16 protein-coding genes, 1 tRNA gene, 1 pseudogene and 1 riboswitch are annotated in these 22,086 nt (G+C 68.2%); of the genes and pseudogenes, 8 read left to right on the top strand and 10 right to left on the bottom strand.

Translation table 11 applies throughout. The features are described 5' to 3' along the window. Positions 1-102 precede the first annotated feature (102 nt). The 4 genes and pseudogenes from FRAAL_RS03545 to FRAAL_RS03520 form a co-directional block, all read right to left on the bottom strand. Positions 103-540: an ATP-binding protein gene (locus FRAAL_RS03545; protein WP_041938784.1), complete on the bottom strand. Its 438-nt coding sequence runs from the start codon at positions 538-540 to the stop codon at positions 103-105. Positions 541-1,448: 908 nt separating this feature from the next. Then, positions 1,449-1,724: pseudogene (locus tag FRAAL_RS03535) on the bottom strand (DUF1152 domain-containing protein); the annotation flags it as partial. Positions 1,725-2,454: 730 nt separating this feature from the next. Next, entirely contained in the window at positions 2,455-2,757 is a 303-nt protein-coding gene (locus FRAAL_RS34550; RefSeq protein WP_041938782.1) for a hypothetical protein, read from the bottom strand. A 764-nt stretch (positions 2,758-3,521) separates the two neighbouring features. Further along, complete coding sequence (locus FRAAL_RS03520) at positions 3,522-4,556, bottom strand: hypothetical protein (protein ID WP_011602061.1); 1,035 nt, start codon at positions 4,554-4,556, stop codon at positions 3,522-3,524. A gap of 219 nt (positions 4,557-4,775) precedes the next feature. Here FRAAL_RS03520 and FRAAL_RS03515 point away from each other — a divergent pair, with 219 nt between their 5' ends. The 5 genes from FRAAL_RS03515 (at position 4,776) to FRAAL_RS34130 (ending at position 12,008) form a co-directional block, all read left to right on the top strand. Beyond that, positions 4,776-6,608 (top strand): sensor histidine kinase, encoded by a 1,833-nt coding sequence (locus FRAAL_RS03515; protein ID WP_050997001.1) that lies wholly within the window; start codon positions 4,776-4,778, stop codon positions 6,606-6,608. Further along, complete coding sequence (locus FRAAL_RS03510; protein WP_083866697.1) at positions 6,605-7,384, top strand: response regulator transcription factor; 780 nt, start codon at positions 6,605-6,607, stop codon at positions 7,382-7,384. Before FRAAL_RS03515 ends, FRAAL_RS03510 begins: the two co-directional genes overlap by 4 nt. Before the next feature lie 201 nt (positions 7,385-7,585). Further along, positions 7,586-7,945 carry a hypothetical protein gene (locus FRAAL_RS03505; RefSeq protein ID WP_231861490.1) on the top strand — a complete coding sequence of 120 codons (360 nt, stop codon included), beginning with the start codon at positions 7,586-7,588 and terminating at the stop codon, positions 7,943-7,945. Positions 7,946-8,620: 675 nt separating this feature from the next. Then, positions 8,621-9,787: an AAA family ATPase gene (locus FRAAL_RS31290; RefSeq protein WP_011602053.1), complete on the top strand. Its 1,167-nt coding sequence runs from the start codon at positions 8,621-8,623 to the stop codon at positions 9,785-9,787. 832 nt (positions 9,788-10,619) lie between these two features. Then, a complete protein-coding gene (locus tag FRAAL_RS34130) occupies positions 10,620-12,008 on the top strand; it encodes a S8 family peptidase (RefSeq protein WP_197537243.1) in 1,389 nt (462 codons plus the stop codon). A gap of 138 nt (positions 12,009-12,146) precedes the next feature. Here FRAAL_RS34130 and FRAAL_RS32730 read toward each other — a convergent pair whose 3' ends face one another. From FRAAL_RS32730 to FRAAL_RS30190, 3 genes are read right to left on the bottom strand one after another with little or no spacing between them, the layout of a single operon-like run. After that, positions 12,147-12,881, bottom strand: a complete 735-nt coding sequence (locus FRAAL_RS32730; protein ID WP_041938779.1) for a beta/alpha barrel domain-containing protein — start codon at positions 12,879-12,881, stop codon at positions 12,147-12,149. A gap of 5 nt (positions 12,882-12,886) precedes the next feature. Further along, on the bottom strand, positions 12,887-13,474 hold the full coding sequence (locus FRAAL_RS03495) for a guanylate kinase (RefSeq protein ID WP_011602046.1): 588 nt from the start codon (positions 13,472-13,474) through the stop codon (positions 12,887-12,889). Further along, a complete protein-coding gene (locus FRAAL_RS30190) occupies positions 13,464-14,606 on the bottom strand; it encodes a P-loop nucleotide/nucleoside kinase family protein (RefSeq protein WP_011602045.1) in 1,143 nt (380 codons plus the stop codon). Before FRAAL_RS30190 ends, FRAAL_RS03495 begins: the two co-directional genes overlap by 11 nt. A gap of 801 nt (positions 14,607-15,407) precedes the next feature. Between FRAAL_RS30190 and FRAAL_RS03485 the strand changes: the two genes are divergently transcribed. Further along, positions 15,408-15,851 (top strand): hypothetical protein, encoded by a 444-nt coding sequence (locus FRAAL_RS03485; RefSeq protein ID WP_041938778.1) that lies wholly within the window; start codon positions 15,408-15,410, stop codon positions 15,849-15,851. A 687-nt stretch (positions 15,852-16,538) separates the two neighbouring features. On the opposite strand, the gene FRAAL_RS03470 is transcribed toward FRAAL_RS03485, so the two are convergent. After that, complete coding sequence (locus tag FRAAL_RS03470) at positions 16,539-16,946, bottom strand: helix-turn-helix domain-containing protein (RefSeq protein WP_011602040.1); 408 nt, start codon at positions 16,944-16,946, stop codon at positions 16,539-16,541. 414 nt (positions 16,947-17,360) lie between these two features. On the opposite strand from FRAAL_RS03470, the gene FRAAL_RS03465 reads away from it, so the two are divergent. Further along, on the top strand, positions 17,361-17,630 hold the full coding sequence (locus FRAAL_RS03465; protein WP_041938776.1) for a hypothetical protein: 270 nt from the start codon (positions 17,361-17,363) through the stop codon (positions 17,628-17,630). 60 nt (positions 17,631-17,690) lie between these two features. On the opposite strand, the gene FRAAL_RS03460 is transcribed toward FRAAL_RS03465, so the two are convergent. Then, positions 17,691-17,763, bottom strand: a tRNA-Arg gene (locus FRAAL_RS03460). Between the two features lie 482 nt (positions 17,764-18,245). Between FRAAL_RS03460 and FRAAL_RS03455 the strand changes: the two genes are divergently transcribed. Beyond that, entirely contained in the window at positions 18,246-19,880 is a 1,635-nt protein-coding gene (locus tag FRAAL_RS03455) for a toll/interleukin-1 receptor domain-containing protein (RefSeq protein ID WP_041938775.1), read from the top strand. A gap of 132 nt (positions 19,881-20,012) precedes the next feature. Here the strand turns inward: FRAAL_RS03455 and thiC are convergent, their stop codons facing one another. Further along, the gene (thiC, locus tag FRAAL_RS03450; RefSeq protein ID WP_011602036.1) at positions 20,013-21,983 is read right to left on the bottom strand and encodes a phosphomethylpyrimidine synthase ThiC; all 1,971 of its coding nucleotides are present in this window, start codon (positions 21,981-21,983) and stop codon (positions 20,013-20,015) included. Continuing rightward, positions 21,976-22,082: riboswitch (TPP riboswitch) on the bottom strand. (Overlaps the previous gene by 8 nt.) Positions 22,083-22,086: the final 4 nt, after the last annotated feature.

The following is a 22,086-nucleotide window of genomic DNA, read 5'->3' as shown; positions in this document are numbered from 1 at the left end:
CTGCCGCCTTCGCAGCTCAACGCCGTCAGGTCGCCGGCTCGCGCGAGCGAGCGAGGCCGCGACGGCGACCGGGAAGCTGGACGGCAGCCGCGGGATCAGCTATTAGCCACGGTCGCCGCGCCGTTTCGCCAGCGCGATCGTGACTCGCCGGCCCGGCCCGGTGGAGCTGGCGACCTCGCCGGCCAGCGCGCTCAGCACGGTCCAGGCGAACGTGTCCTTCGACGGCGGCTCGCCGTCGAAGCTGTCGACCGAGACGGTCACCCGCAGGAGGCCTGGCGACAGCGTGAAGACGCACTCCAGGGCCGATCCCGGGACCGCGGAGACCAGCAGCAGGGCGCAGGCCTCGTCCACCGCGATCCGCAGGTCCTCAATGTCGTCGAGGGTGAAGTCCGCCCGCGCGGCCAGAGACGCGGTCGCCGTGCGCAGGACGACCAGGTAGGCGCCGGCGGCGGGGATGGTGAGCCGCACGACGTCGCGTAGGCCGCCACCTCGAGCATCGCCGGAGTCGCCGGTGCCATCGACTGCAGGCGTCGGATCCACGTTCTACCCCCGGTGCTGGGTCGTTCCGGCTCCGAGACTCGTCGCCGGCGTTGAGTTCGAGTCGTCCCCTATCCACCCCTCGGGTGGCAGCCGTGGCATTTCCCGCTACCGGTCACTTTTCGTGACTTGGTAGCGAGTCATTCCCTGAATGTCGGTCCTGATGCTGAGCACGCAGGCTCGGAGCGCCTGGAAGGTCTCGTCGGTCGGCATGCCGAAATCCATGCACCTGTCGACCAGGGTTTGGAACAACTCGCGCTGGTGCTCGGTCAGTCCCCGCTCGGGATCCGGTTCCTGCTGCGTACCCGCACTCCTCATCGCTTGATCACGTCGCCTGCCGGCTCGAACGGGCGCCCGCCGGCGCCATGGCCCCACCGAGGAGAGCGCATCCGACGACGACACTGAGGCCCCATCGCTGCCAGGAGAACACCGGGCGCCTCCAGCGCCATGTCCTGACCGGCCAGGAAGTCGGCTCCGACCACACCAGAAGTGCGCTCGCCGCGAGGGTACCGACACGAGTTCTCACTCTGCGCCTCTCGTCTCAACTGCACCAACCCCGACCTGGGCACGACGGCGCCCACCGAAGGTAGTACAAACCAGGGCCTCGGCAAGGTAGCTCGCCGTCATGACTGGTGACCCGTTGTAGGGTCGTCGGCGGCCCTGCTCAGGTCCAGAGTCCTGGCGGTTGGGCTCCGGGAGCCCTGTCCTTCGCGGGCCGGAAAGGCTACGGCGGTACGTCTCCAGGTCCCCCGCCGGCGTTTCACGCGATGACCGGAAGACGTCCGGCCGATTGTGACCTGCCGGCCGATTGTGACCTGCCGGCCGCCTGTTTTGAGGGGGCCTGGTAGCGGCGTTGCGATGACAGTGGCCTTCTGTTCGGCCGCGGTCTTTCCACCGGCTCCAGCCCGCTCTCAGCATATTCGGGGTTGGACTGGCCAGAGGGGGAAGCGTTCGTCGGCGGGCTGGCCCTGGTGGAGCTCGGCGCGTAGCTGGTCCAGCTTGCCGGGGCTGACGTTCAGTGCCTCGGCGAGACGGCGGAAGGTCAGGTAGTCGATGCCTGCGCTGCGGTCGGTCAGGTCGATGGGTGTGCCGTTGTCACGGATCTCGACCCGGCCCCGTGCGCCCATTGCCGCCGCGGTGGCCAGGGCTGTTGCCTCGGAGGGATGCCAGACAAGCACGTCGGCCGCCGGGGCGGCCTGCTCGCCCTACCGGTCTCGCTGGCCGAACGGCTCGCCACGTTCAAAATCGACGCCGACACCGTGTTCAGCGAGCAGCGTGCGGGACGGACGAACCCTGAGATGCTCGCCGCTGCAGGCGACGATGGCCGGATTGTTTCACCCCCGACCGCGGCTTCGGCAACGTCCGTGCCTATCCGCCCGGGTCCCATCGTGGGATCGTGGTATTCCGCGTTGACGACCAGGCAGCCCGCACGGTGATCTCGGCGATCGAGGCGGTCTGCTCCGCATCCGCCGCGAGGACGGCTGACTACCGTGCCGCCATTGCAGCCCTGATTGCAGTACCGAAGATCCCAAAGCGGCAAAGCCCCGCACCTTGGATCGGGGTGCGGGGCTCTGGCCTTTCTCAACCGTGCGCGTCCCTCCTGGAGCGGCTTTCGAGCGAGACATCCGGTTGGGCTGCCCCGTCATTTCGTGAGCCAGCTCATCGTCGGAGGTTCGTCCGCCAGCGTCCGCCGCTGCGGTCGCACGCTCAGCCTCGTCCGCCGAGTGCCGTCGCCCGTCCACCGCCGGGCGTGGCCTTGACTGCCGTTGTGGCTGCCATCCGTCAGCATCGGTTCCGACCCGCCGCCGACTCGGGACGGGTCAGCACCCGGCTGCTCTCAACGGGCGAAGGCCGGGCAGGCGCGCCGGGTGGGGGCCGTGGTTTCCCTGCTTGCGCCTGCCCGGTGGAGAGTGGCTGTTACTGGGCGCCGAAAGGCTGGCCCTGACCGGCCTGCTGCCCGCCGAGACGCTCACCGAACTGCCCGCCCTGGCCAGCGCCAACGCCAACCAGTTCCCGGAGACGGTTCTCGACGTACCGCTCGCTGTGGTTCGTCTTGTCGGAGATCCGCGCAATGAGGTCGTTGATGCCGCTCGCTGCGTCCAGGTCGGAGCTGCTGACCTGACCGAACTGGTCGAGCAGACGGTAGCGAAGCTGCCGCCAGTTCTGGCGGAGCTGCTGCTCAACCTGCTGACGCTGCTGCTGCTGCTCCTGCTGAGTCATCTCGTGAACCCTTTCGTCATGATTGCTATTCGTGCGGTGATGGCGCGAGGGCAACCCTAGCCAGTGGGTTCACGGAACGCAGGTCAGGCCATCGAGTCGGCGTGGATACTGACCACACGCGGCACTTTTTCTAAATCGGAAATTCCGAGTACCGGCGCCACTCTCCGCCAACCGTTGTATAGGCGGTTCGCTGCACCATCCCGCCCAATCCCATCGATTTTCATTACGCACAGCGACTATCCACAGGCTGTGGATAGTCGCTGCTTCCGCGGAGTAGGCATGGAAAATCTTGCCGCTGGCACGTCTTCGGCTTCGTCGCCCGGTCATTCGGTTCATGGGCCTGAGCTGCCCGGGACCGGGCCACCCGGCCAGAGTTCGGCGAGGTCGGCGAGGGTGAGGGGCTGGTGGTAGGCGGTGCGCAGGACGGCGGTGACAGCGCAACAGGGGGTCGGCTCCGCGGTCGGTGAGGGCGTCGGCGATCGTGTCGTCGGACCAGAACGGGACGCGACCCCGGGCGTGGGCCACGCAGTCGGCGATGGACCTCCCGACGTTGATGGCCTGGTGGAGTTCCGCGCGGACGAGCTGAAGGTAGTGGTCCAGACGGACGCGGGCGGCCACGGCCTCATCGTCAGGGGTCGCGAACCGCCGTAGGCACCCGAGGTGGCGACAACGCCTCCCTCACCTGGTGCCGCCGCCTGGGTGGTCGTGTTCACCCCCGACCGCGGCTTCGGCAACGTCCGTGCCCGTTCTGGCCGGTCGGTGGATCACAGGGGCATCGCGTCAGTCAGGTAGACGCCGCCGATCCGGTCGGTGCCGCGGTAGACGTATCGTCCTGTCCATCCCCTCGCCGACCCTCGGTAGTGGGACTGCACAGCGATGGCGGAGGAGGCGGTCTCCGATCCGGTCATCTTCTGCCCGGCGCCGGCACCGGCGATAATCTTGACATTGATGTGATGTGCACGGTCGACGGCTGGCCAGGCGAGATACAGGCGGTCACCGCTGAATGCCAGGGCGGGGCTCTGGGAGCTCCGTTCGGCTTTCCCGCGGGTCTCCACCCGCTGAACGCGCCTGCGGTCCAGCAACTCGCCGAAATCGCGATAGCCACAGTAGGTGAAGTACAGGTAGCCTTCGGCGTCCCTCCAGCAGACGTAGAGCCGTGGCCGTCCGTCCGGCCAGAAGACGCCCGGGTCGCCCGCCAGGGCGGGCGCCGACGGGGTGCGCCAGGGCAGGGTCACCGGACGTCCGCCCAGGGCGGCGACGTTGACCCGGCCGTCGGGCGCGCCGCCACCGGGACCACCGCCGCCGGCCCACCCGACGATGACGGCGTTGTCGTGCCGGGTGAGGGCAACCCCACCGAGGCACGTGTGACTGCTCGCGGGGAACAGGTCGAAGGTCGCGCCGTTGGCCGACCGGCCGAGGTTGAGCCGCCGGGTGCGGTCGTAGTAGTGCGTCCAGGCGAGGGTGAGGCTGGTACTCATGCCACTGCCGTCCCAGGCGAGGCCGAGGGCGTCGCCGGTCCGGTAGGGCAGCACCCGTGGATGCGCCAGGTCGTTGCCGTGAGCAATGTTGATCAGATGGTTGGGGGCGCCTGCGCCATAGCCGCCGCCGCCCGCGAAGGCGATCTGGAACGGCTGCCCGGACGGCCCGGGGCCGACGATGGCGGGAGCGGCGACGGTCGTCCCGATGAGCGTCGCCGTCGCCGCTGCCGCCGCTGCCGGGGTGAGTCCGGCCGTCGAGACGAACGCGCCTGCCGTCGCCACGGATGCGGCGGTCAGTAACTGCCTGCGGGAAAGCTCCATCTGTCACCTTCCGGGAACACGGGATGCGGAGGACGGCTGGGATGCGGATTCAGCGTGCCGGCGGAGACGGCGCCCGGCATCAGGGCTGGCCCTGAAAAACGTCCGCGCGGTCGCGGTCTTCCGCGGCCGTTTCCCGGCCAGACCCATCAGTCTGACCAGACCAACCAGACCGGGCAGGGCCCGTTGACACCGCGTCCGGCCCGGTGTGAATGTGCGGGAATGCAGGTGCAGTCGCGGGGGCAATCGCAGTGGTGGGGCGTTGCGCCGCTGTGGTTGGCGGCCGGTGTCGGTCTGCCGCTCACCGCTGCCGCGCTGACGTTCAAGGTCGACCAGCACTATCATTCGGCGGCTGACACGGTGGCGAGCGGCGCCGGCGGAATGCTTTTCCTCTGCGCCGGCGTGGTCGCGCATCTGCGCCGGCCGGAAACCCGAATGGGACTGCTCATGGTGCTCGTCGGCGTCGCGCTGCCCGCGGAGGACCTGCAGTTGTCGACCACCCCGTGGGTGCACACCGCCGGCCTGCTGTTCCCCCGGGCGTCCAGTGCGGTGCTGACCCACCTGGTGCTGGCGTTCCCCACCGGAAGGCTCACCACCCGGACGCGGCGCGGACTGGCCGCGACGGCCTACGCCGTGGCCTTCGGGCTCACGCCGATCCGGGCACTGTTCACCAACAACGAGGGGCTGCCGATCCCACGGCGCAACCTTCTGCTCGTCGTCGACAGCGAGCAGCTCAGCGGGCAGCTCGACCGGGCCGCTAGCCTGCTCACCGCCGCCGTGGCCGTCGCCGTGCTGGTGATGCTGGCCCGTCAATGGGCGGGGGCCGGCCGGCCGCTGCGGCGAGTGCTGGCGCCGGTCTACCTGGCCACCGCGCTGGGCGGCGCGGCGACGGCCGCCGGTGGCCTGCTCGGCCCTGGCCACCCGTGGCGGGGACAGTCGATGTGGATCTCCCTGGTGGCTCTGTGGCTGTTGCCGCTGGGGTTCGTCGTCGGGGTGCTGCGGCTGCGGATGGGGCGCAGCCCGGTCGACAGGCTGCTCGTCCGGCTGCGGGAGCCGGTCAGCGCCGCGCAGCTGCGCACCGAGCTGGCCCAGGCGTTGGGCGACCTGTCGTTGCAGGTCGGGTACGCCCAGACCGAGACGGGGACATTCGTCGACGGCGACGGCCAGCCGATGACGCTGCCCGCGGCGGACGCCGAGCGCTGCACCCGGATGGTGGAGCGCGGCGGCCGACGGGTCGCCGTGCTGCTGCACGACCCGGCGCTGCGGGAGGACACCGCCCTGCTGGACGCGGTGACGTCGGTCGCGGGCCTGGCGTTGGAGAACCAGCGGCTGACCGCCGAGGCGCGCGCCCAGCTGGTGGAGGTGCGGGCGTCTCGCGGGCGGATCGTCGCGGCCGCCGACGCCGCCCGCCGCGAACTGGAACGCGACCTGCACGACGGCGCGCAACAGCGGTTGGTGGTGGTCGCGCTGACGTTGATGCGGGCACGGCACCGCCTCGGTGGCACCACCGACCCGGGCGCCGCACAGCTTCTCGCCGACTGCGCCGACGGACTCGACGCGGCGATCGGCGAGCTGCGGGAACTCGCCCGCGGCCTGCACCCCGCCATCCTCACCGACGCGGGCCTGCTACCCGCGCTGCGCGGCCTGGCGGAGCGATGCCCGTTGGACGTCCACCTGCGTCCCGCGCCTCCACCGGTGCTCGGACGGCTGGACCCGTCGGCGGAGGCGGCTGCCTACTTCGTGGTCGCCGAGGCGCTGGCCAACACGTTGAAGCACGCCCAGGCGACCGGTGTGTGGATTACCGTTGGTTACAGCTGCGGTGCTCTGCGGGTCGAGATTGCCGACGACGGGGTCGGCGGCGCCGGTTCCGGTTCCGGTTCCGGCTCCGGTTCCGGCCTGCTCGGCCTGCGCGATCGCGTCGCTGCCCTGGACGGGACGTTGACCGTCCGCAGCGAACCTGGCGCCGGCACCCGCATCGCTGCGGTCATCCCCTGCGCCCAAGTCCAGCCGGCACGCCGGGAATCCGAGCCACGACAGAGGGGACGCGCGACATGACGACGTACCCGGCCCCGATGGCGTCCCACAACCCGACGGCGCCCCGCAACCCGACGGCGCCCCGCAACCCGACGGCGTCCGTCACGGTGACACCCGATGATGACCTGATGCCGCCCACACCGCCGGACGGGCCGATCCGAGTGCTGCTCGCCGACGATGCGGAGCTGATCCGCGCGTCGGTGGCTGTCCTGCTGCGCGACCACGGCTTCGACGTGGCGGCGCAGGTCGGCGATGCGGTCAGCCTGCTGGCAGCGGTCGGTTCGGTTCGGCCGGACATCGCCGTCGTCGACGTCCGCATGCCGCCGACCGGCACGACGGAAGGGCTGCAGGCGGCGGTCGAGATCCGCCGGACCCATCCCGGCACTGCCGTGCTCATGCTCTCCCAGTACCTGGAGTCGGACTATCTCGACGCGGTGTTCGGCGACGACCCGCGGTCCGTGGGCTACCTGCTCAAAGAGCGGGTCAGCAGCATGGGTTTCGTGGGCGCAGTGCGCCGCGTCGCCCGGGGCGGCCATGTCGTCGACCCCGCGATCGTCGACCTGCTGATGCGGGCCCGGCGCCGCGAGCTCGGCAGTCTGAGCCGGCGGGAACGCGAGGTCCTTGCCCTGATGGCCGAGGGTCGATCCAACCAGGGAATCTGCCGGCGGCTTCACCTCGCGGAGAAGACGGTCGACTCCCATGTGCGCAGCATCTTCACCCGGCTGGGCCTGCACCTGGAAGCTGACGATCACCGCCGGGTCCTTGCGGTCCTCGCCTACCTGCGAGCCCACCCGTGACGTCGGTCGTCCTGATGAGGCCCCACTGGAACCTCTCCATTTCCAGCCGTCCGGAAGTCGGATGTCTCGGGGCGTACGCTCCCGCCGCTCGGCCTGCTGGCGGCAGTCACCGGTTCGTCCGAGGATTGTCCACGGCCTGTCTCTCATCCGATCCGGAAGGAAGGTCAGCCGGTGCCTTGGCGCCCGCCGCGTGAGTCCCTTGTGGCTGACCCGCGGCTGGAACGGTACAGCCACCGCGTGGCGCGGATCTGCGATGGCCCGGTCGAGATCGGACTCCTGCTTGTCGTGCCGGAGGTCTATTCGGAGCAGACCGGCGGCGCCCTATGGTGGCGTCGGTGGTCAGCGGGCCGCCATGCAGCCATGCTGTACCTGGTGCTGCCGGGAAGCGAGATCTCGTTCACGGACACGATCGTGATACCCGACGACCTCCCTGAGGAGCTCGACGACTGGGATCTGGGGCGCCTCAGGTTCGTCGGCGAAATCTACCACCTGCGGTGGCTCGACGAGTATGAATCCCGCCGTCTGGCCGTGGAGAAGTTCGGGATGGCAGCGCAGTCCTAGCCGCTCCTTCGTTTTCCGCGAACCCTAACGTACCGGCGGTTTTCTTGGCGCTCGGGCCGCTTCTGATACCGCGACCATCGGCGTGCTGCTGTTCGTGGATCGGTTCGGCCTGCTCGGCCTGGGCCTGCTGCTCGGCGGCCTGGCGCTGGTCGCGCTCGGGCGCATGGCCGGTCGTTCTGGCTCTTGAAGCGGCAGAGCCCCGCACCTTGGATGGGGGTGCGGGGCTCCGGCCTGTCTCAACCTTGCGTGCGCTCGGAGGGACTCGAACCCCCAACCTTCTGATCCGTAGCCCTCGGCGCACCGTCCACGGACGTCCACAGGTGTCCATCGGAGCAGGTCAGAGGCTGCGTGATGTCCACGGACGTCTGCGGGTGTCTGTCCCGGTTGCAGTACGACTGCAGTACGGATCGTCTGCCTGTTGCAGTCACCGAGCGTTCGCTGACGCGATCACCTGAAGATCATTAAGTGTTGGCTGCCCGACTGTCACGCCACAGCGCCGGGGGCGTCTCGTTCGCGCCAAAGATCAGGAAGGTCTTGATCCTTGCCGTGCAGTGAGTGCCCGCCGTATCGGCAGGGTCAGGTGATCGTCACCGGATCACAAGGAGACTGCTACGATGTGGACTAGTTGTTGTCCTGACCCTGTTTGCTAGTCCACCAGCCCGGTAGGCTGATGCCATGCCCTCGAACCCATCCAACCCTCAGACGGACGAGCTCTCGGAGGTAGAGACAGATCTAGTCCATGTGGCGCGACTTGCCCTCGCCTCGAACTCCTCCCACGCGCAGGTCACGCTCCGGCGCCTTGCTCGGCGATACAGGGACAGAAGGCCGGCGCTGGCATCGGACCTCGTCATGCTCCTTCGCGAAAGCCCCCTTAGAAGTAGTGCTGGTCGCGCAACGGTAATGGCGGAGCCGATCGACACGGAGTCACGCCTTCCTCTCGTTCGCGAAGAGGAGCATGTAGTACTCTCGGTTGAGCCAGTACTTGATACGGAAACAAATGCCTCGCTGCAACAACTTCTTCGGGAATATCGAATGCCCGAACCTCTACTCGAGGCGGGTATAGCTCCTACCCGAACTGCACTTTTTACGGGTCCTCCTGGTGTTGGAAAAACTCTCGCTGCGCGTTGGCTAGCCAGGGAACTTGGCGTCCCCTTGATAGTGCTCGATCTTTCGACCGTTATTAGTAGTTTGCTGGGTCGGACAGGAAATAATCTTCGCAAGGTTCTTGATTACGCCAAGAGCACGAAGAGTATTCTACTTCTCGATGAGCTTGATGCTATTGCAAAGAAGCGTGATGACGTAACGGATGTCGGTGAGCTAAAGAGGTTGGTTACGGTACTTCTGCAGGAAGTTGATTCCTGGCCGGGGGGATCTCTTCTTCTAGCCGCGACTAACCACCCCGAACTACTCGACCCGGCAGTGTGGCGAAGATTTGAGCTTCTCGTCGAATTCCCTCTACCTGAGCCAGAGAAACTTGCAGCGGCGATTCAGCGCTATCTTGACGGAAATGAAATCGGGAACGAAACACTTTCCATGCTTGCACAACTTTATGTGGGATCGTCATTCAATGACGTAGAACGTGAGGTCATGCGAGCCCGTCGAGCGGCCGTCTTGGACGGGACCTCCATCGAGCAGGCGCTTTTCCAGATAGCCCAGATTCGCATCCGAACGCTGCCAGCCGCCCAGCGCGGACGCTTTGTAGCCGAAATAATCAGAAGTACAGGAATGTCTCAAAGGCGAGCAAGTGAAATGACTGGCGTAAGTAGGGATACGATTCGTAAATATATGGCAAATCAGTCAAGTAGCAGCGCTAAAAGAGAGGAAATTGGGGATGCCGGATGAGCCGCGCTTTCTCCTCGGTTACGGTGAGCGCCTGACGGAACGTATCCCTCCGCCTGGTGGCGGCGGGGGTCCGCAACCCGCTTACTCTTACCAGGAGGCAATAGAGCGTTTGCACCCGAGGGTTAGGGAAGCTGCAGCGATCTTGGATGCATTGCCACGCTCGGCATGTCCGGAGAATGAAGCTATCGGAATAGTAACACTCCATCCTCAGTCTATCGCAAAATCGTATCATCCGCAGCAGCTATTCGACGAGTTTAATCTCAGACAAGTAGGAAGCCGTCCTGTCACTGTCCAGCCGGAAAGATGGACTAGAGAGGGGAATCCTCAGCCGCTGCCAAGCACGGATATATTTGTCGCAGGGAAACGTGAATCATTCGAGCGTTGGGCCATCGATCTTGGTCATTCCCCACATCGAATTAGTGAACAGATCCAACGATTGGAAGACTTCCGTGCGCCCACCAGTGTTGAGAAGATACGCAACACTTCTGGAGCTCCCCAGATAAATTCGGCCGAAGCAATTGTACTCGAAGTCGGCCTACATGCAAGTAACTCTCCTGCGGCACAGTACATTATTTTGGCATTCGAAGAATACGCGTTGTCGCTTGGTGTACAGCCCGATCTAGATCGTAGAGTGTACGCAGGTGGTCTGTGCTTCATGCCTGTCGAGGCCCCGATTCATGCGGTTTCCGATCTTGCACGATTTTCGTTTCTCCGGGTTGTACGCGCTATGCCTCGACTGCGCAGGCTGATGCCCATAGAACGATCGGTCCCACTCCCGAACTCACCGATTTCCCCCTTGCCGTCCGAGGGACCGGTTGACCCCGATCTCCGAATGGCGATCTTCGATGGAGGATTTGACGAAACGAGTGAGCTTGGTAGATGGGTAACCGCTCTAGACACTCAAGGGGTGTCTACCTCCCGACCTATGCTTCTACAACACGGCCATGATGTCACTTCAGCTGCTCTCTTCGGCTGTCTTGTGGTCGGTAAACCGGCGCCGCGGCCGTACAGTCGAATTGATCATTATCGGGTCCTTGACGAGAAGACTGATAGTGACCCCTACGAGCTTTACGATGTATTGAAACGGATTGAGAGTGTGCTGAAGCAGGAGTGCTATGAACTTTTCAGCCTCAGCATCGGTCCAGCTCTCCCCGTTGAGGACGACGAAGTTCATGCATGGACGGCGCTTTTGGATGAGTATCTCGCCGACGGTCGCGCACTAGCAGCGGTAGCGGTCGGAAACAATGGGGAGGGCGACTCCGACCTTGGTGAGGCGCAGATCCAAGTACCCTCTGATTGCGTCAATGCCCTTGGTGTAGGCGCTGCGGATAGTGTGCGAGAGGGTTGGCAGCGCGCCAGCTACAGCGCGTTTGGTCCTGGTCGCAGCCCCGGTAGAGTGAAGCCGGATCTCCTACATTTTGGGGGCGAAGATCGTGAGCCTTTCATGGTCTACGCCACGGATCGTTCTCCGCAAATAGCGTCGACATGCGGCACGTCGTTCGCAGCACCTGCGGCGCTACGTCTGGCCTCCGGAATTCGCGCACACTTTGGTAGTCGTTTGAATCCTCTTGCGCTGAAGGCCCTCCTTATCCATGGTGCAGACGGGGCTATGAACGATAGGTCTGAGGTCGGTTGGGGCCGACTAAGAGGCGATTTGGAAAGCCTTGTCACCTGCCCAGAGAACACTGTACGCGTGATCTATCAGGGCGAGCTGGAGCCGAGCCAGTATCTTCGCGCGCTGATTCCGATGCCCGATGAGCAGCTGGATGGAATGGTAGAAATTAGCGCAACTTTCTGCTATGCGACAGCTGTAGATCCACAAGATCCAGGAAGCTACACCCGGAGTGGGCTCGAGGTGACGTTCCGGCCCGATGCTCGTCGCTTCGCGAAGGACGAAAGTACCGATCCTCAGAGTAAGTCCTTCTTTAAACGTACTAATTATGATTCGGAGCAAACTCTGCGCCGGGATGCGCAGAAGTGGGACACGGTCCTCAACGCAAAGCAGAGATTTCGCGGGAACACCCTGTATCGCCCCATGTTCGATATTCACTATAATGCGCGCATGGGTGGTGGAATCACTAACTCGGCTAATAAGATTAGGTATGCACTTGTTGTTGCAGTTCGCAGCACTAAGACCGACATTTATGATGCCGTAATTCGCGCATATGCTGGAAGGCTTGAGGTGCTCCAGCCTGTTGTGGAGATCTCTGTTCGTACGTGAACTTGGCTTAGGGAGATTTTTGGGGGGGCCGCGACGCGCCCGGCGAGCACGGCCGTTCACGGCCGCGCGCAGGCGGCCGCGCGGCGCGGGCCCGCACCGCGACTTGATCCTAAAACGAGCAATTCGGCAGACACGACGTCAGGTGCCGATGCTCGGGTGTCCAGCCGTGGCCATCACGAACAGGGCGGCGGTCCGAGCGTCTCGGCCAGTCTGGGTGTCGAGGTGGTGTTGGGCGGCGTCGATGGCGGCTTGGAGCTGGTCGGCCTGGGTGGCGGGGAACGGGTCGGGTAGGTGGCTGAGGGGTGCGGTCACGATGCCGTCGGCTCCGGCGTCGAGGCTGGCGCTGATGTGGCGGGCGGTGCCGTCCCACAGGGTGAAGTCCGGGCCGGTCGCGGTGCGGAGAGCAGCGATGCCGCTTGGTGGGACCTTGGAGACCTTCGCGGCTGCGGGCAGGACACCGGCGGCGCGGGCGGCGGCGGCAAGCTCGGGTGTCAGGGTGGTCGGGCTGAACTCCGGGTGGCTGAACAGGTAGCTCGGCCTCGGCAAAGCGGCGAACAGGCTCAGGGCCTCGGCGTCGTTGGCGAGGTCTCGCAGGACGACCATCGGGACGACACCGGCGTGGGTGGCGTGGGTGATGTCGGCGGGAGTCCAGCAGCATGCGGTGAGCCGGTCCACTCCGATCGTGTCCGCCCACAGGTCGACGACCGCGGCGCGGTCGGCTTCGCTGGCCTGGTGTCCGCCGGTGGTGGTGCCGGACAGGATGAAGCGGTGCGCCCATGTTCCCGCGGCACGCCGGGCGTAGGCGACGGTGGCGGCGGTGTCGATGGCGCCGTCGGGGGTGCGGAAGGTGAGGGCGGGAAGGACAAGCTGCATCGCGGTCAGTCCACCTTGTCCCATACCGGCGGGACGGCTCGGGCCCGGTCCGTCAGAGCGCGGTGGATGTGAACGGCAGCCTCGTCGGGCGGTCGCTGGTCGGTGCGTAGCACCACGTCGAACACGTCCATGTCCGCGGCGGCGAGATCGGTTTTCGTCTCGTCCCAGACGGTCAGTCTTTCGGCAACGTCGGTGCTCCCGCGCTGGCGGGCTCGGGTGGCGGTAACCTCGCGGGGGCACCAAAGCAGGACCGTCACCCACCGGGCTGGATATTCGGCATGCAGGGTGTGGATGCCGGCGACCTGGCCGAGGTGCACGACTGGCACGCGGCCGGCGGTGGTGAGGTCGTCGAGGCGGGGCCGGTCGATGGCGTAGACGTTCCCGTACCGCTCGTTCGCATAGAGAATCGCCCCCTCGGCCTGGAGGCGGTCAAGTTCGTCGGCGGATGCCGCCCGGTAGGGGGCACCGGCGTTGGCACCGACTTTCAGCCGGTCGAAGTGCACATACCGATCGTCCAGCGCGGTGAGGGCGGCGGTGACGGTGTCCTTCCCTGCGGCGGGGGGGCCGTAAAGGATGACGGCGTCAGGACGCATCGCGGATCCGGCTGGCCAGGCGGCGGGCGTGTTCGGCAAGGTTGCTGCGGGCGTGGCGGCTGTTGTCGACCACATAGTGGGTGCACACGGGACGCTGGTCGGGGTCGATGGTGGCCACGTACTCGTCCCAGTAGGACAGCTTCCACGTGTCGCGGGCGGCGTCGCGGGATTCGAGGTAGTCGCGCTGGGAGTCGATGTCGCAGCGTAGCCAGACCACGGCGATCGCCGCGCCGGCCTTCGCGCACCGCTTCTTCATCCGCTCCATCCACGCCGCGTCCGTCAGCTCACGCACGAACGGGGCGGTCACGACCGTGGGCAGGCCCAAGCGCAGATTGTCGAACGCGGTGTCGAACATCGCCCGGTACTCCAACGGGCGGATCCGGCCCGTGTAGACCTCGCCCTGGCGGTCGTTCGGGTCGGTGTCCATCGACAGCAACAGGGACTCGGTCAGCGGGCGGCTCATCGTGTCCTTGTCGAGCAGCGACCAGCCGGTGATCTCGCAGATGAACCGGGCGAACTCCGTCTTCCCCGACCCAGGAAACCCCGCCACCATCACCAGGACCGGGGAGCCCTCCCGCGGCCGACCCGAACTCCACGCATTGAGGATCTTCGCTTCGAGGTCGATCGGGGGAAGCTCGACCCGGCGGCCTCGGCTGGCAGCGGGGGGTTCGATGCAAGCGAGAAGCTGGCGGATGGAGTCAGTGACCTCGTCGCGCCGGGGCATCACCGGCGGCGCCCCGAACGCCCCACCCGCCTGTTCCCGAAGGTGGGTGGGCACCCGCAGCGTCTCCCGCGGCGGTCGCGGTGCGACGCCTGCGGCGCCGGGGACTTCCCAGGGGCGAGGCGCCAGGCCGACCATGGCACCGGGGATGCGTAGGCCGTCGGCGATGCGCTCGACGACCTCGACTTCCTCGACCTTCGCCTTGCCCCCGGCGATGCGGCTGATCCTGGACTGGCTGAAGCCCTCGATCGAGGAGGCTATGCGGTCCTGGCTGACGTGATCCCATTTGCGCATGAGCAGGAACGCGGCGCCGAAGTCCCGGCCGCGCAGGGCGTCGGCCATGTCGTCGCGGTGCAGCAGCTCCGCGGAGACGGTGTAGCGCTGCCAGGCGGATTCGGGATCGGCGGTCATGCATCGCTCTTCGGTCGGTGGCAGATCAGGGCAAGCCGCGTAAGCAGATCAGCACGGTGAGCATAGCTGGGCCGATGTCGTCTCGGCATCACAAGTCCGGCTCGAGCGGTCAAAGGGCGCCGGACCGGCGCTGAGCTGCCCATAGTGCTGCGGAGACGGCGGCGCTGGAATGCCGTCGCTCCATGCCGTCTCGACATTCCGTGGCTGCCCGGTTCCGGTGAGTCTTGTCCGCAGTCGGCGCCGTCCGTGCCGAGTGTTCCTCCGCGGGCGGCGTCGACACCAGTGCCGGTCACGACATCCGCGCCGATCCGTGGTTGGTCGCCGGGCGACCCTGCGGGCGTCCGACCCGTCGGGGTGGGTGGCGTGGGCGAGGAGACGACGAAGGGGACAGCGATGAACGGCAGGCAACGGGCACGCGGGACGGGCACGCCGATTGCCGCGCTGCCGCGTCTTGATCTGTGTGGCGAGGCGGGCAGCGTCAGCGATGCGGCTGCGGATGCCGCGCCTACGCCCGTCCGGGTGAGCTCGACGTGTTCCAGGCGGGACCTGTTCCTGCCGCGGAAGCCGGCCACAGGGAGGACGGCGGGGCCGGGAAAACACCGCCGACGCGGCGTCCAGGGTGCACCGGATCCGGTGGGCGCTGGTGGTGCGCAGTCCCCGCGGAACCCTGGCGGGCGTGATCGGCTGGTTTCTGTCCGGAACAGAGGCGAGAGACTACGCGCGGGAACAGGGCTATGCGAACGCGCTCGTGCTGCCGGGCCTGTCTGTTGCCGCGGGGACGGCACGGTGAGTGGAGCTCGGGTGGGGCCGCGGACGTGGGAGGTGCCGGCCGAGGACATCCCCCGGTTGCTCCATCCCGGCCGCGCCGGGCTGCTCGTCGCCGGGCCGTTGGTGGCCCGTGACAGCGGCGGTCGCGTGCACACCGACTTCCTGCCGGCGCGTGGTGGGAGGCGGTTGGTCGGCTGGGCGCTGAGCACCGTGGCCGATACCGGCGGGGGGACGGTGACGGTGTGGCCGTCGGGGGCGACGGTGATGGAGACCGGGGTGGCGTTCCTGATCGGCCGGTACATCCGCGGGGAGCGGGAGTGGGCCGGTGATCGGGATCTGACCGTGGTGACGGTCGGCGTGGCCCCCGGGCCGGAGGATCTCGATGTTGCCGTCACACCGGTGCCGCACCGGATGCGGATGGAGACCGGCGGTCGGACCGTGGACTACACGGCGTGGGAGCTGCTGCCCGGTGCCTAAGATCATGATTTTGGGGAGCCCTCTACCCCCGCTGGGCGTGCCGGACGTGGACGGGCTGCTGATCGCGGAGCCGTCAGAGGCCGTGGAGTCCACGCGGGGCGGGCCGTTGGTGGCTCTCGTGGCCGAGTTCCAGCCCGTCATAGCGCCGTTCCTGGAAGATGCCGCGGTGCGGCCGCGGTCCTGGGGACCGCCGCGACCGTGACGATCCACCGGAAGGGCACCCCGTTCGCCAGCACGACCGTGGCGCTGTGTTACGCCCAGGATCTGCCATCGATCCGACGCGGTCCGATCGGCCAACGCGCTCCCGTCGTCGCCGCGTCCCGGTTTCAGCGTGGGTATCGAGGCCGACCGCATGAGGTGCGGGTGAGCGCCGCCGGGTCCTGGACCGAACACACCGTGTGGGAGCTGACACTCCCCACCTGAGCCGGTAACCGGCCGGAATCGACCGTCCGACCTGTCACCCGGGAGGGCCCTGCCCTTCCACCTCCTCCCATCCGGGGGCGGTGGGGTCCTCCCACCCTGAACGTGGCCGGTGATCCGACGGGTCGCACACCGCCGGCCACAGGAAGACCCCGGGCCTCTCCCCTCCGACCGAGGTCCGGGGTCTTCGCCTGTGCGCGGACGTCCGCGGTGCGCCAGGACTCCGGCGGGCAACAAGTCCACGGGAGTGAGCGCCGCGGCGGCACGTCAGCGTTGGAGCCCGTCGAGGTCGTCCAGGCGGCGAACGAGTGCCCGTAGGTCGTCGCGGATGTCGCGGACGCCTTCGAGGATCTGCCGCCCCAGCGCCGCGGTCTCGTCCACTGCCGCGGGCGCTGCCACGTGGTCACCGGTCAGAACACGCACAAGGTGATCGTCGGGCCAGTCGAGAGCCCGGGAGATGGCCGACAGGGTCTTGGTACGCACGCGGCGGGTCGCGCCGTGCTGCACCAGCCGCAGCGTGGACACAGCGATGCCGGCCCGGTCGGCGAGCTCCTGTTGCCCGATACGGCGGGTGGTCATCCTGGTGTTGATGGCCTGCGCTACGGCCGTCCAATCCTCGCCGTCGGAGTCCCGACCGGAATCGGGAACACGGACGGGACCGGAACGATCAGTCATGCACGGCATGCTAGCGAATTCGCATTGCCCGTAGCTGACCTGGTCAATGGCCATATCGACCCGGCATGGCGTGCATAGCTTCATGCCGTCACGGCCTTTTTCGATCCCGACTGCTCATGCACCGCCGATATACCGCTTGAAAAGCGCTCTTCTGGCGGAGCATTCTCGATCCGTACCCAACCGGTGGGGCTGGTCCGGCCGGTGGGGACGATCTCAGGAAGGGGGATCCGTGGCGGAGCAAATCCGTTTCGCCGCTGAGGATGCCGCCGGCGTGACGGGTCCGCGGGCGTCGTAGCTCGACCCCGCCGGTCCAATCGGGGGAGCCGGATCGTTTCTCCGGGATCCGGGCCGCCCGAGATTTCCCTACCTCTCCTGCCCTTGATTTCGCACGTCCGAAAAGCGGGTGGTGTTGCCATGTCCAGAATCGACGGTGACCAGCGTTTCCAGCGGATGCCGACACGGGCCGAGGAGATACACGTGCCGGTGTGGATGCTGGTGGCGGCGGTGGCCGGAAAGGGGTTGTGGCTGGCGGTGCGGGGCTGCTGGCGGCATCGGGGCGTGGTCGCCGCGACCATCGGCGTGCTGCTGTTCGTGGATTGGTTCGGCCTGCTCGGCCTGGGCCTGCTGCTCGGCGGCCTGGCGCTGGTCGCGCTCGGGCGCATGGCCGGTCGTTCTGGCTCCTGAAGCGGCAGAGCCCCGCACCTTGGATGGGGGTGCGGGGCTCCGGCCTGTCTCAACCTTGCGTGCGCTCGGAGGGAATCGAACCCCCAACCTTCTGATCCGTAGTCAGATGCTCTGTCCGTTGAGCTACGAGCGCGCGCCCGCCACCGTGGTGGCCGGCGGTGCCAGCTTACAGCACCGCCGGAGCGACTCACGGGCCGCGTCGAGGTGGGACCATCTGTAGTTCGTCTGATGCTCGTGGTGAGTGGCGGTCGTGGGGCATCCCTGCCTGGCCGGTGCCGGGACGCAGCCGCGGGTCGCTTCGCGCTGTTCCTGCGGCGCACGGCACGACGCCGGCGTGGCATCGGTGGGTCCCCTCTGCGGAACCCGCGCACGCGAGGACCGCGCCGACCGCCACCTGACGCCTGACGCCTGACGCCTGACGCCTGACGCCTGACGCCTGACGCCTGACGCCTGACCGATTGTGCCGGTGAACGCACGCTATGCGCGCCCGAGTCGGTCGCAACGTAAGATCGGCCAGCAGCATCCGGCGGGAGTCGCGGAACCCGGTGCGGACGGCGGCGGCGCGGCGCTCGTCAGGTCTGGCTGCCGGTGCGGCGGGACGGTTCTGGGGGAGCGGTGACGGAGCGGCTGACCGACATCGAGGTGGAGATGCTCGCGCGAGCCTTCTACCGTCCATCCAACGCCATGGCGATACTCGAACGGGCCGGTCTGGAACGTGGGCGGCAGCCGTCCTGGACGACGCAGACCCCGCTGGAGTTCTGGGACGAGATCAACCACTACCTTCACCTGGGCATATTGGCGGATGGTCGGGTCAACATCCTGGCCGCGGCGGCGGCGGCCTACCCCGCCAACAAGGTCTTCACCGCGGCCACCAAGCCGACCGGAACGGCAGAGGGCGAAACGGCGGCGGCCGGGTCGGCGACGGCTGGAACGGCGGCGGGCGGATCGGCGGCCGGCGCGGGCTCCCCGAGCGTCGAGGCAGCGCCGGCGGCGGGCCCGTCCGGGACGGGTTCCGAGGGGGTCCGGGCGCCGGCGGGCAGTGTCCTGTTCGCCATCGATCCGGTTCGGTTCGGCCCGGCGGGGGTGGGGGTGCCCGTGGCCTGGCGGGATGGCCTGCGCCAGCTCGTGGGCCTCGCCGCGCAGCGCTGCGACCTGCCGGCCGACGCGGTCCGCGTCCAGGACCGGGGCGGCGGGCTGCTCGGGGTGGTCCGCGACGACGTGCCGGCGGAACGGGTCGTCGCGGATCTCGTGCGGGAGCTGGGGGGCATGCTGCACGCCTACAACCGGCCGCGCAACGACAGCGGTCGCGTGCGGTTGCGGGTCGCGCTGCACCAGGGGCGGGCCGTCGCCGACGACACCGCCGCCGCTCCCGCCGCTTCCGGCGCCGCCCGAGGTGACACCGCCCGAGGTACCACCGCCCTGCGTGACGCCGCCCTGCGTGACGCCGCTCAGGCGGCCTCGCGCCTCGTCGACACGCCCGCCCTCAGCCGCCTGCTCGGGGAGTTCCCCACCGCGGAGATGGGGGTCATCATCTCGGGCGCACTGTTCGCGACCGCCGTCGATCGGCGGCGGCAGCAGCGGCAGCGCGAGCTGGATCCCGACTCGTTCCGGCGGGTCGAGACCGACGTTCCCGGCCTTACCGGCCCCGCCTGGGTCCAGCTGCCCCCGGCGGACAACCGGGCAGCGGGCGACGGGGCGGCCGGCGACCCTCGGGTGCCCGAGGCGGAGCAGCAGTCGGTTCCGCCGACGGCGGCGCCGATCGTCGCCGAGGAGCCGCGCACCACGGCCGGATGGGACTTTCTCGTCTCGGCCGCGGAGGAGGACGGCGCCTGGGGTGAGTGGTGTGCCTGGCTGCTCGAACAGCAGGGCTTCCAGGTGCATCTCGACACCTGGGACGTCGTCGCCGGGGATCATCTGGTGGCGCGCCTCAACGAGGCCGTGTCCCACTCGAAACGGACCCTCGTGGTCCTCTCCGAGAACTACCTGGCCTCGGCGAAGGTCCAGGCCGAGTGGCACGCGGCATGGTGGGCGGACCCGACCGGAATGAAGCGGCGCCTGATTCCGGTGCGGGTCGCCGTGTGCCCCCCGGAAACGCAGGGGCTGCTGCGCGGCATCAGCTACATCGACCTCGTCAACCTGGACGACGAGACGGCGCGACGCACCTTCGTCGAGCAGATCAAGCGGGCGATCCAGGGCAGCTACCGGCCGACCACGCCGCCGCCCTTCCCCGGCTCGCCCGCGCGGACCTGACCCCCGGCGACTCAGTGGCGACCGCCCGATGGCGACCGCCCGATGGCGACCGCCAACGGCGACGACCCGCGGCGACGACCCGCGGCGACGACCCAGAGCGACGGTCGCTCGCCCGGCTTGCCGCCGCGACGCTCAGGGGCCGGCGATCGGGAGGTGGATCCGGTTGCCGGCCGCGGCGAACTCCGCGGCCTTGGCCCGAAGTCCCGCGGCGACCTCCTCGTCCGCCGTGGCCGGGTGCGGGGCCAGGGCGGCCGGGTCGGTCAGAGCGGCCGGGTCGGTCAGAGCGGCCGGACCGGTTACGGCGGCTGGACCGGTCCGGACGGCCGGGGCGGCGCCGTCCCCGGCGGCCCGCACCTGGTGGGAGATCTTCATCGAGCAGAAGTGCGGTCCGCACATCGAGCAGAAGTGGGCCGTCTTCGCGGCGGGGGCGGGCAGGGTTTCGTCGTGGTAGGACCGGGCGGTGTCCGGGTCCATCGCCAGGTGGAACTGGTCGGCCCAGCGGAACTCGAACCTGGCGTCCGACAGCGCGTCGTCCCAGGCCCGCGCGCCGGGATGCCCCTTGGCGAGGTCCGCCGCATGGGCCGCGATCTTGTAGGCGATGACGCCGGCCTTGACGTCGTCGCGGTCGGGCAGACCGAGATGCTCCTTCGGGGTGACGTAGCAGAGCATCGCCGTGCCGTGCCAGCCGATCACCGCGGCGCCGATCGCCGAGGTGATGTGGTCGTAGCCGGGCGCGACGTCGGTGGTGAGCGGCCCGAGCGTGTAGAACGGCGCGTCGTGGCAGATCTCCCGCTGCAGGCGGACGTTCTCCTCGACGCGGTGCAGCGGGACGTGGCCGGGCCCCTCCACCATCACCTGCACGTCGTGCTCCCACGCGACGCGGGTCAGCTCCCCCAGGGTGGCGAGCTCGGCGAGCTGGGCGTCGTCGTTGGCGTCCGAGATCGAGCCGGGCCGCAGGCCGTCGCCGAGCGAGAACGTCACGTCGTAGGCGGCGAGGATCTCGCACAGCTCGGCGAAGTGGGTGTAGAGGAAGTTCTCCTCGTGGTGGGCGAGGCACCAGGACGCCAGGATCGAACCGCCGCGCGAGACGATCCCGGTCCGCCGCCGCGCGGTCAGCGGCACGTAACGCAGCAGCACCCCGGCGTGGACCGTCATGTAGTCCACCCCCTGCTCGCACTGGCGGATGACGGTGTCCCGGTAGGCCTCCCAGGTCAGCGCCTCGGGCCGGCCGCCGACCTGCTCCAACGCCTCGTAGATGGGCACCGTGCCGACCGGGACCGGGGCGTTGCGCAGGATCCACTCGCGGGTCCGGTGGATGTCGGCGCCGGTGGACAGGTCCATGACGGTGTCGGCACCCCACCGGGTGGCCCAGACCATCTTCTCGACCTCCTCCTCGATGGAGGAGGTCACGGCCGAGTTGCCGAGGTTCGCGTTGATCTTCACCAGGAAGGACCGGCCGATCACCATCGGCTCGGACTCGGGATGGTTCACGTTCGCCGGCAGGACGGCACGCCCGGCGGCGATCTCGGCCCGCACGGTCTCGACGGGCAGCCCCTCACGCAGGGCGGCGAACTCCATCTCCCGGGTGATCTCGCCCCGGCGCGCGTGGGAGAGCTGGGTGACCGCTCCCCCGCCGGGCCGGGCCCGCAGCGCGCCCCGCCCGCCGGCCGGGGCGGTGTTCCCCCGCTCGGCGATCCACCGTGCCCGCAGCGGCGGCAGGCCCCGGCGCACGTCGACGTCCGCCGCCGGATCCGTGTACGGGCCGGAGGTGTCGTAGAGCACGACGCTGTCGCCGGTGGTGAGGACGACCTCCCGCATCGGCACCCGCAGGTCGGGATCCGCGCCGACGAGCCAGGTCTTGCGACTGCCCGCCAGCGGCCCGGTCGAGACGGCCGTCGCCCGGGGCGCGGCAGGCGACCCCTGGGGCGCGCCGGGCGCCGCCTGGGACGCGGGCTGGCCCGGTGTCCCGCCTGGCGAGGCCGCCGGAAAAACACTCGGGATTTCCACCGAGACGGGCTCGGATTCCGGCCGGGAATCTTCCCCGTCGAGATCGGGGCCCTTCCCGGAAGAAGGGGACGACACATCACGGTTGAATGGCGACATCGTTGGAACTCCCTACGCCGGCATTACCCGGACAGGTTCTGCGGTCGGCGGCCCCAGCCACCCTCTCAGCCCCTCGGTGGAGCTCCCGCGATCAATTCGCGCA

The sequence above is a fragment of the Frankia alni ACN14a genome, from assembly GCF_000058485.1.
Taxonomy (GTDB): Bacteria; Actinomycetota; Actinomycetes; order Frankiales; family Frankiaceae; genus Frankia; species Frankia alni.
Note: the sequence above shows the minus strand (reverse complement) of the source record. Positions and strands in the feature narration are given on the sequence as shown.

Excerpts from the sequence above, each read along its gene's own strand:
- FRAAL_RS34550 (WP_041938782.1), bottom strand. The coding sequence starts at position 2,757 with ATGACTCAGCAGGAGCAGCAGCAGCAGCGTCAGCAGGTTGAGCAGCAG.
- FRAAL_RS03520 (WP_011602061.1), bottom strand. The coding sequence starts at position 4,556 with ATGGAGCTTTCCCGCAGGCAGTTACTGACCGCCGCATCCGTGGCGACG.
- FRAAL_RS03515 (WP_050997001.1), top strand. The coding sequence starts at position 4,776 with ATGCAGGTGCAGTCGCGGGGGCAATCGCAGTGGTGGGGCGTTGCGCCG.
- FRAAL_RS03510 (WP_083866697.1), top strand. The coding sequence starts at position 6,605 with ATGACGACGTACCCGGCCCCGATGGCGTCCCACAACCCGACGGCGCCC.
- FRAAL_RS31290 (WP_011602053.1), top strand. The coding sequence starts at position 8,621 with ATGCCCTCGAACCCATCCAACCCTCAGACGGACGAGCTCTCGGAGGTA.
- FRAAL_RS34130 (WP_197537243.1), top strand. The coding sequence starts at position 10,620 with ATGGCGATCTTCGATGGAGGATTTGACGAAACGAGTGAGCTTGGTAGA.
- FRAAL_RS32730 (WP_041938779.1), bottom strand. The coding sequence starts at position 12,881 with ATGCAGCTTGTCCTTCCCGCCCTCACCTTCCGCACCCCCGACGGCGCC.
- FRAAL_RS03495 (WP_011602046.1), bottom strand. The coding sequence starts at position 13,474 with ATGCGTCCTGACGCCGTCATCCTTTACGGCCCCCCCGCCGCAGGGAAG.
- FRAAL_RS30190 (WP_011602045.1), bottom strand. The coding sequence starts at position 14,606 with ATGACCGCCGATCCCGAATCCGCCTGGCAGCGCTACACCGTCTCCGCG.
- FRAAL_RS03470 (WP_011602040.1), bottom strand. The coding sequence starts at position 16,946 with ATGACTGATCGTTCCGGTCCCGTCCGTGTTCCCGATTCCGGTCGGGAC.
- FRAAL_RS03465 (WP_041938776.1), top strand. The coding sequence starts at position 17,361 with ATGTCCAGAATCGACGGTGACCAGCGTTTCCAGCGGATGCCGACACGG.
- thiC (WP_011602036.1), bottom strand. The coding sequence starts at position 21,983 with ATGTCGCCATTCAACCGTGATGTGTCGTCCCCTTCTTCCGGGAAGGGC.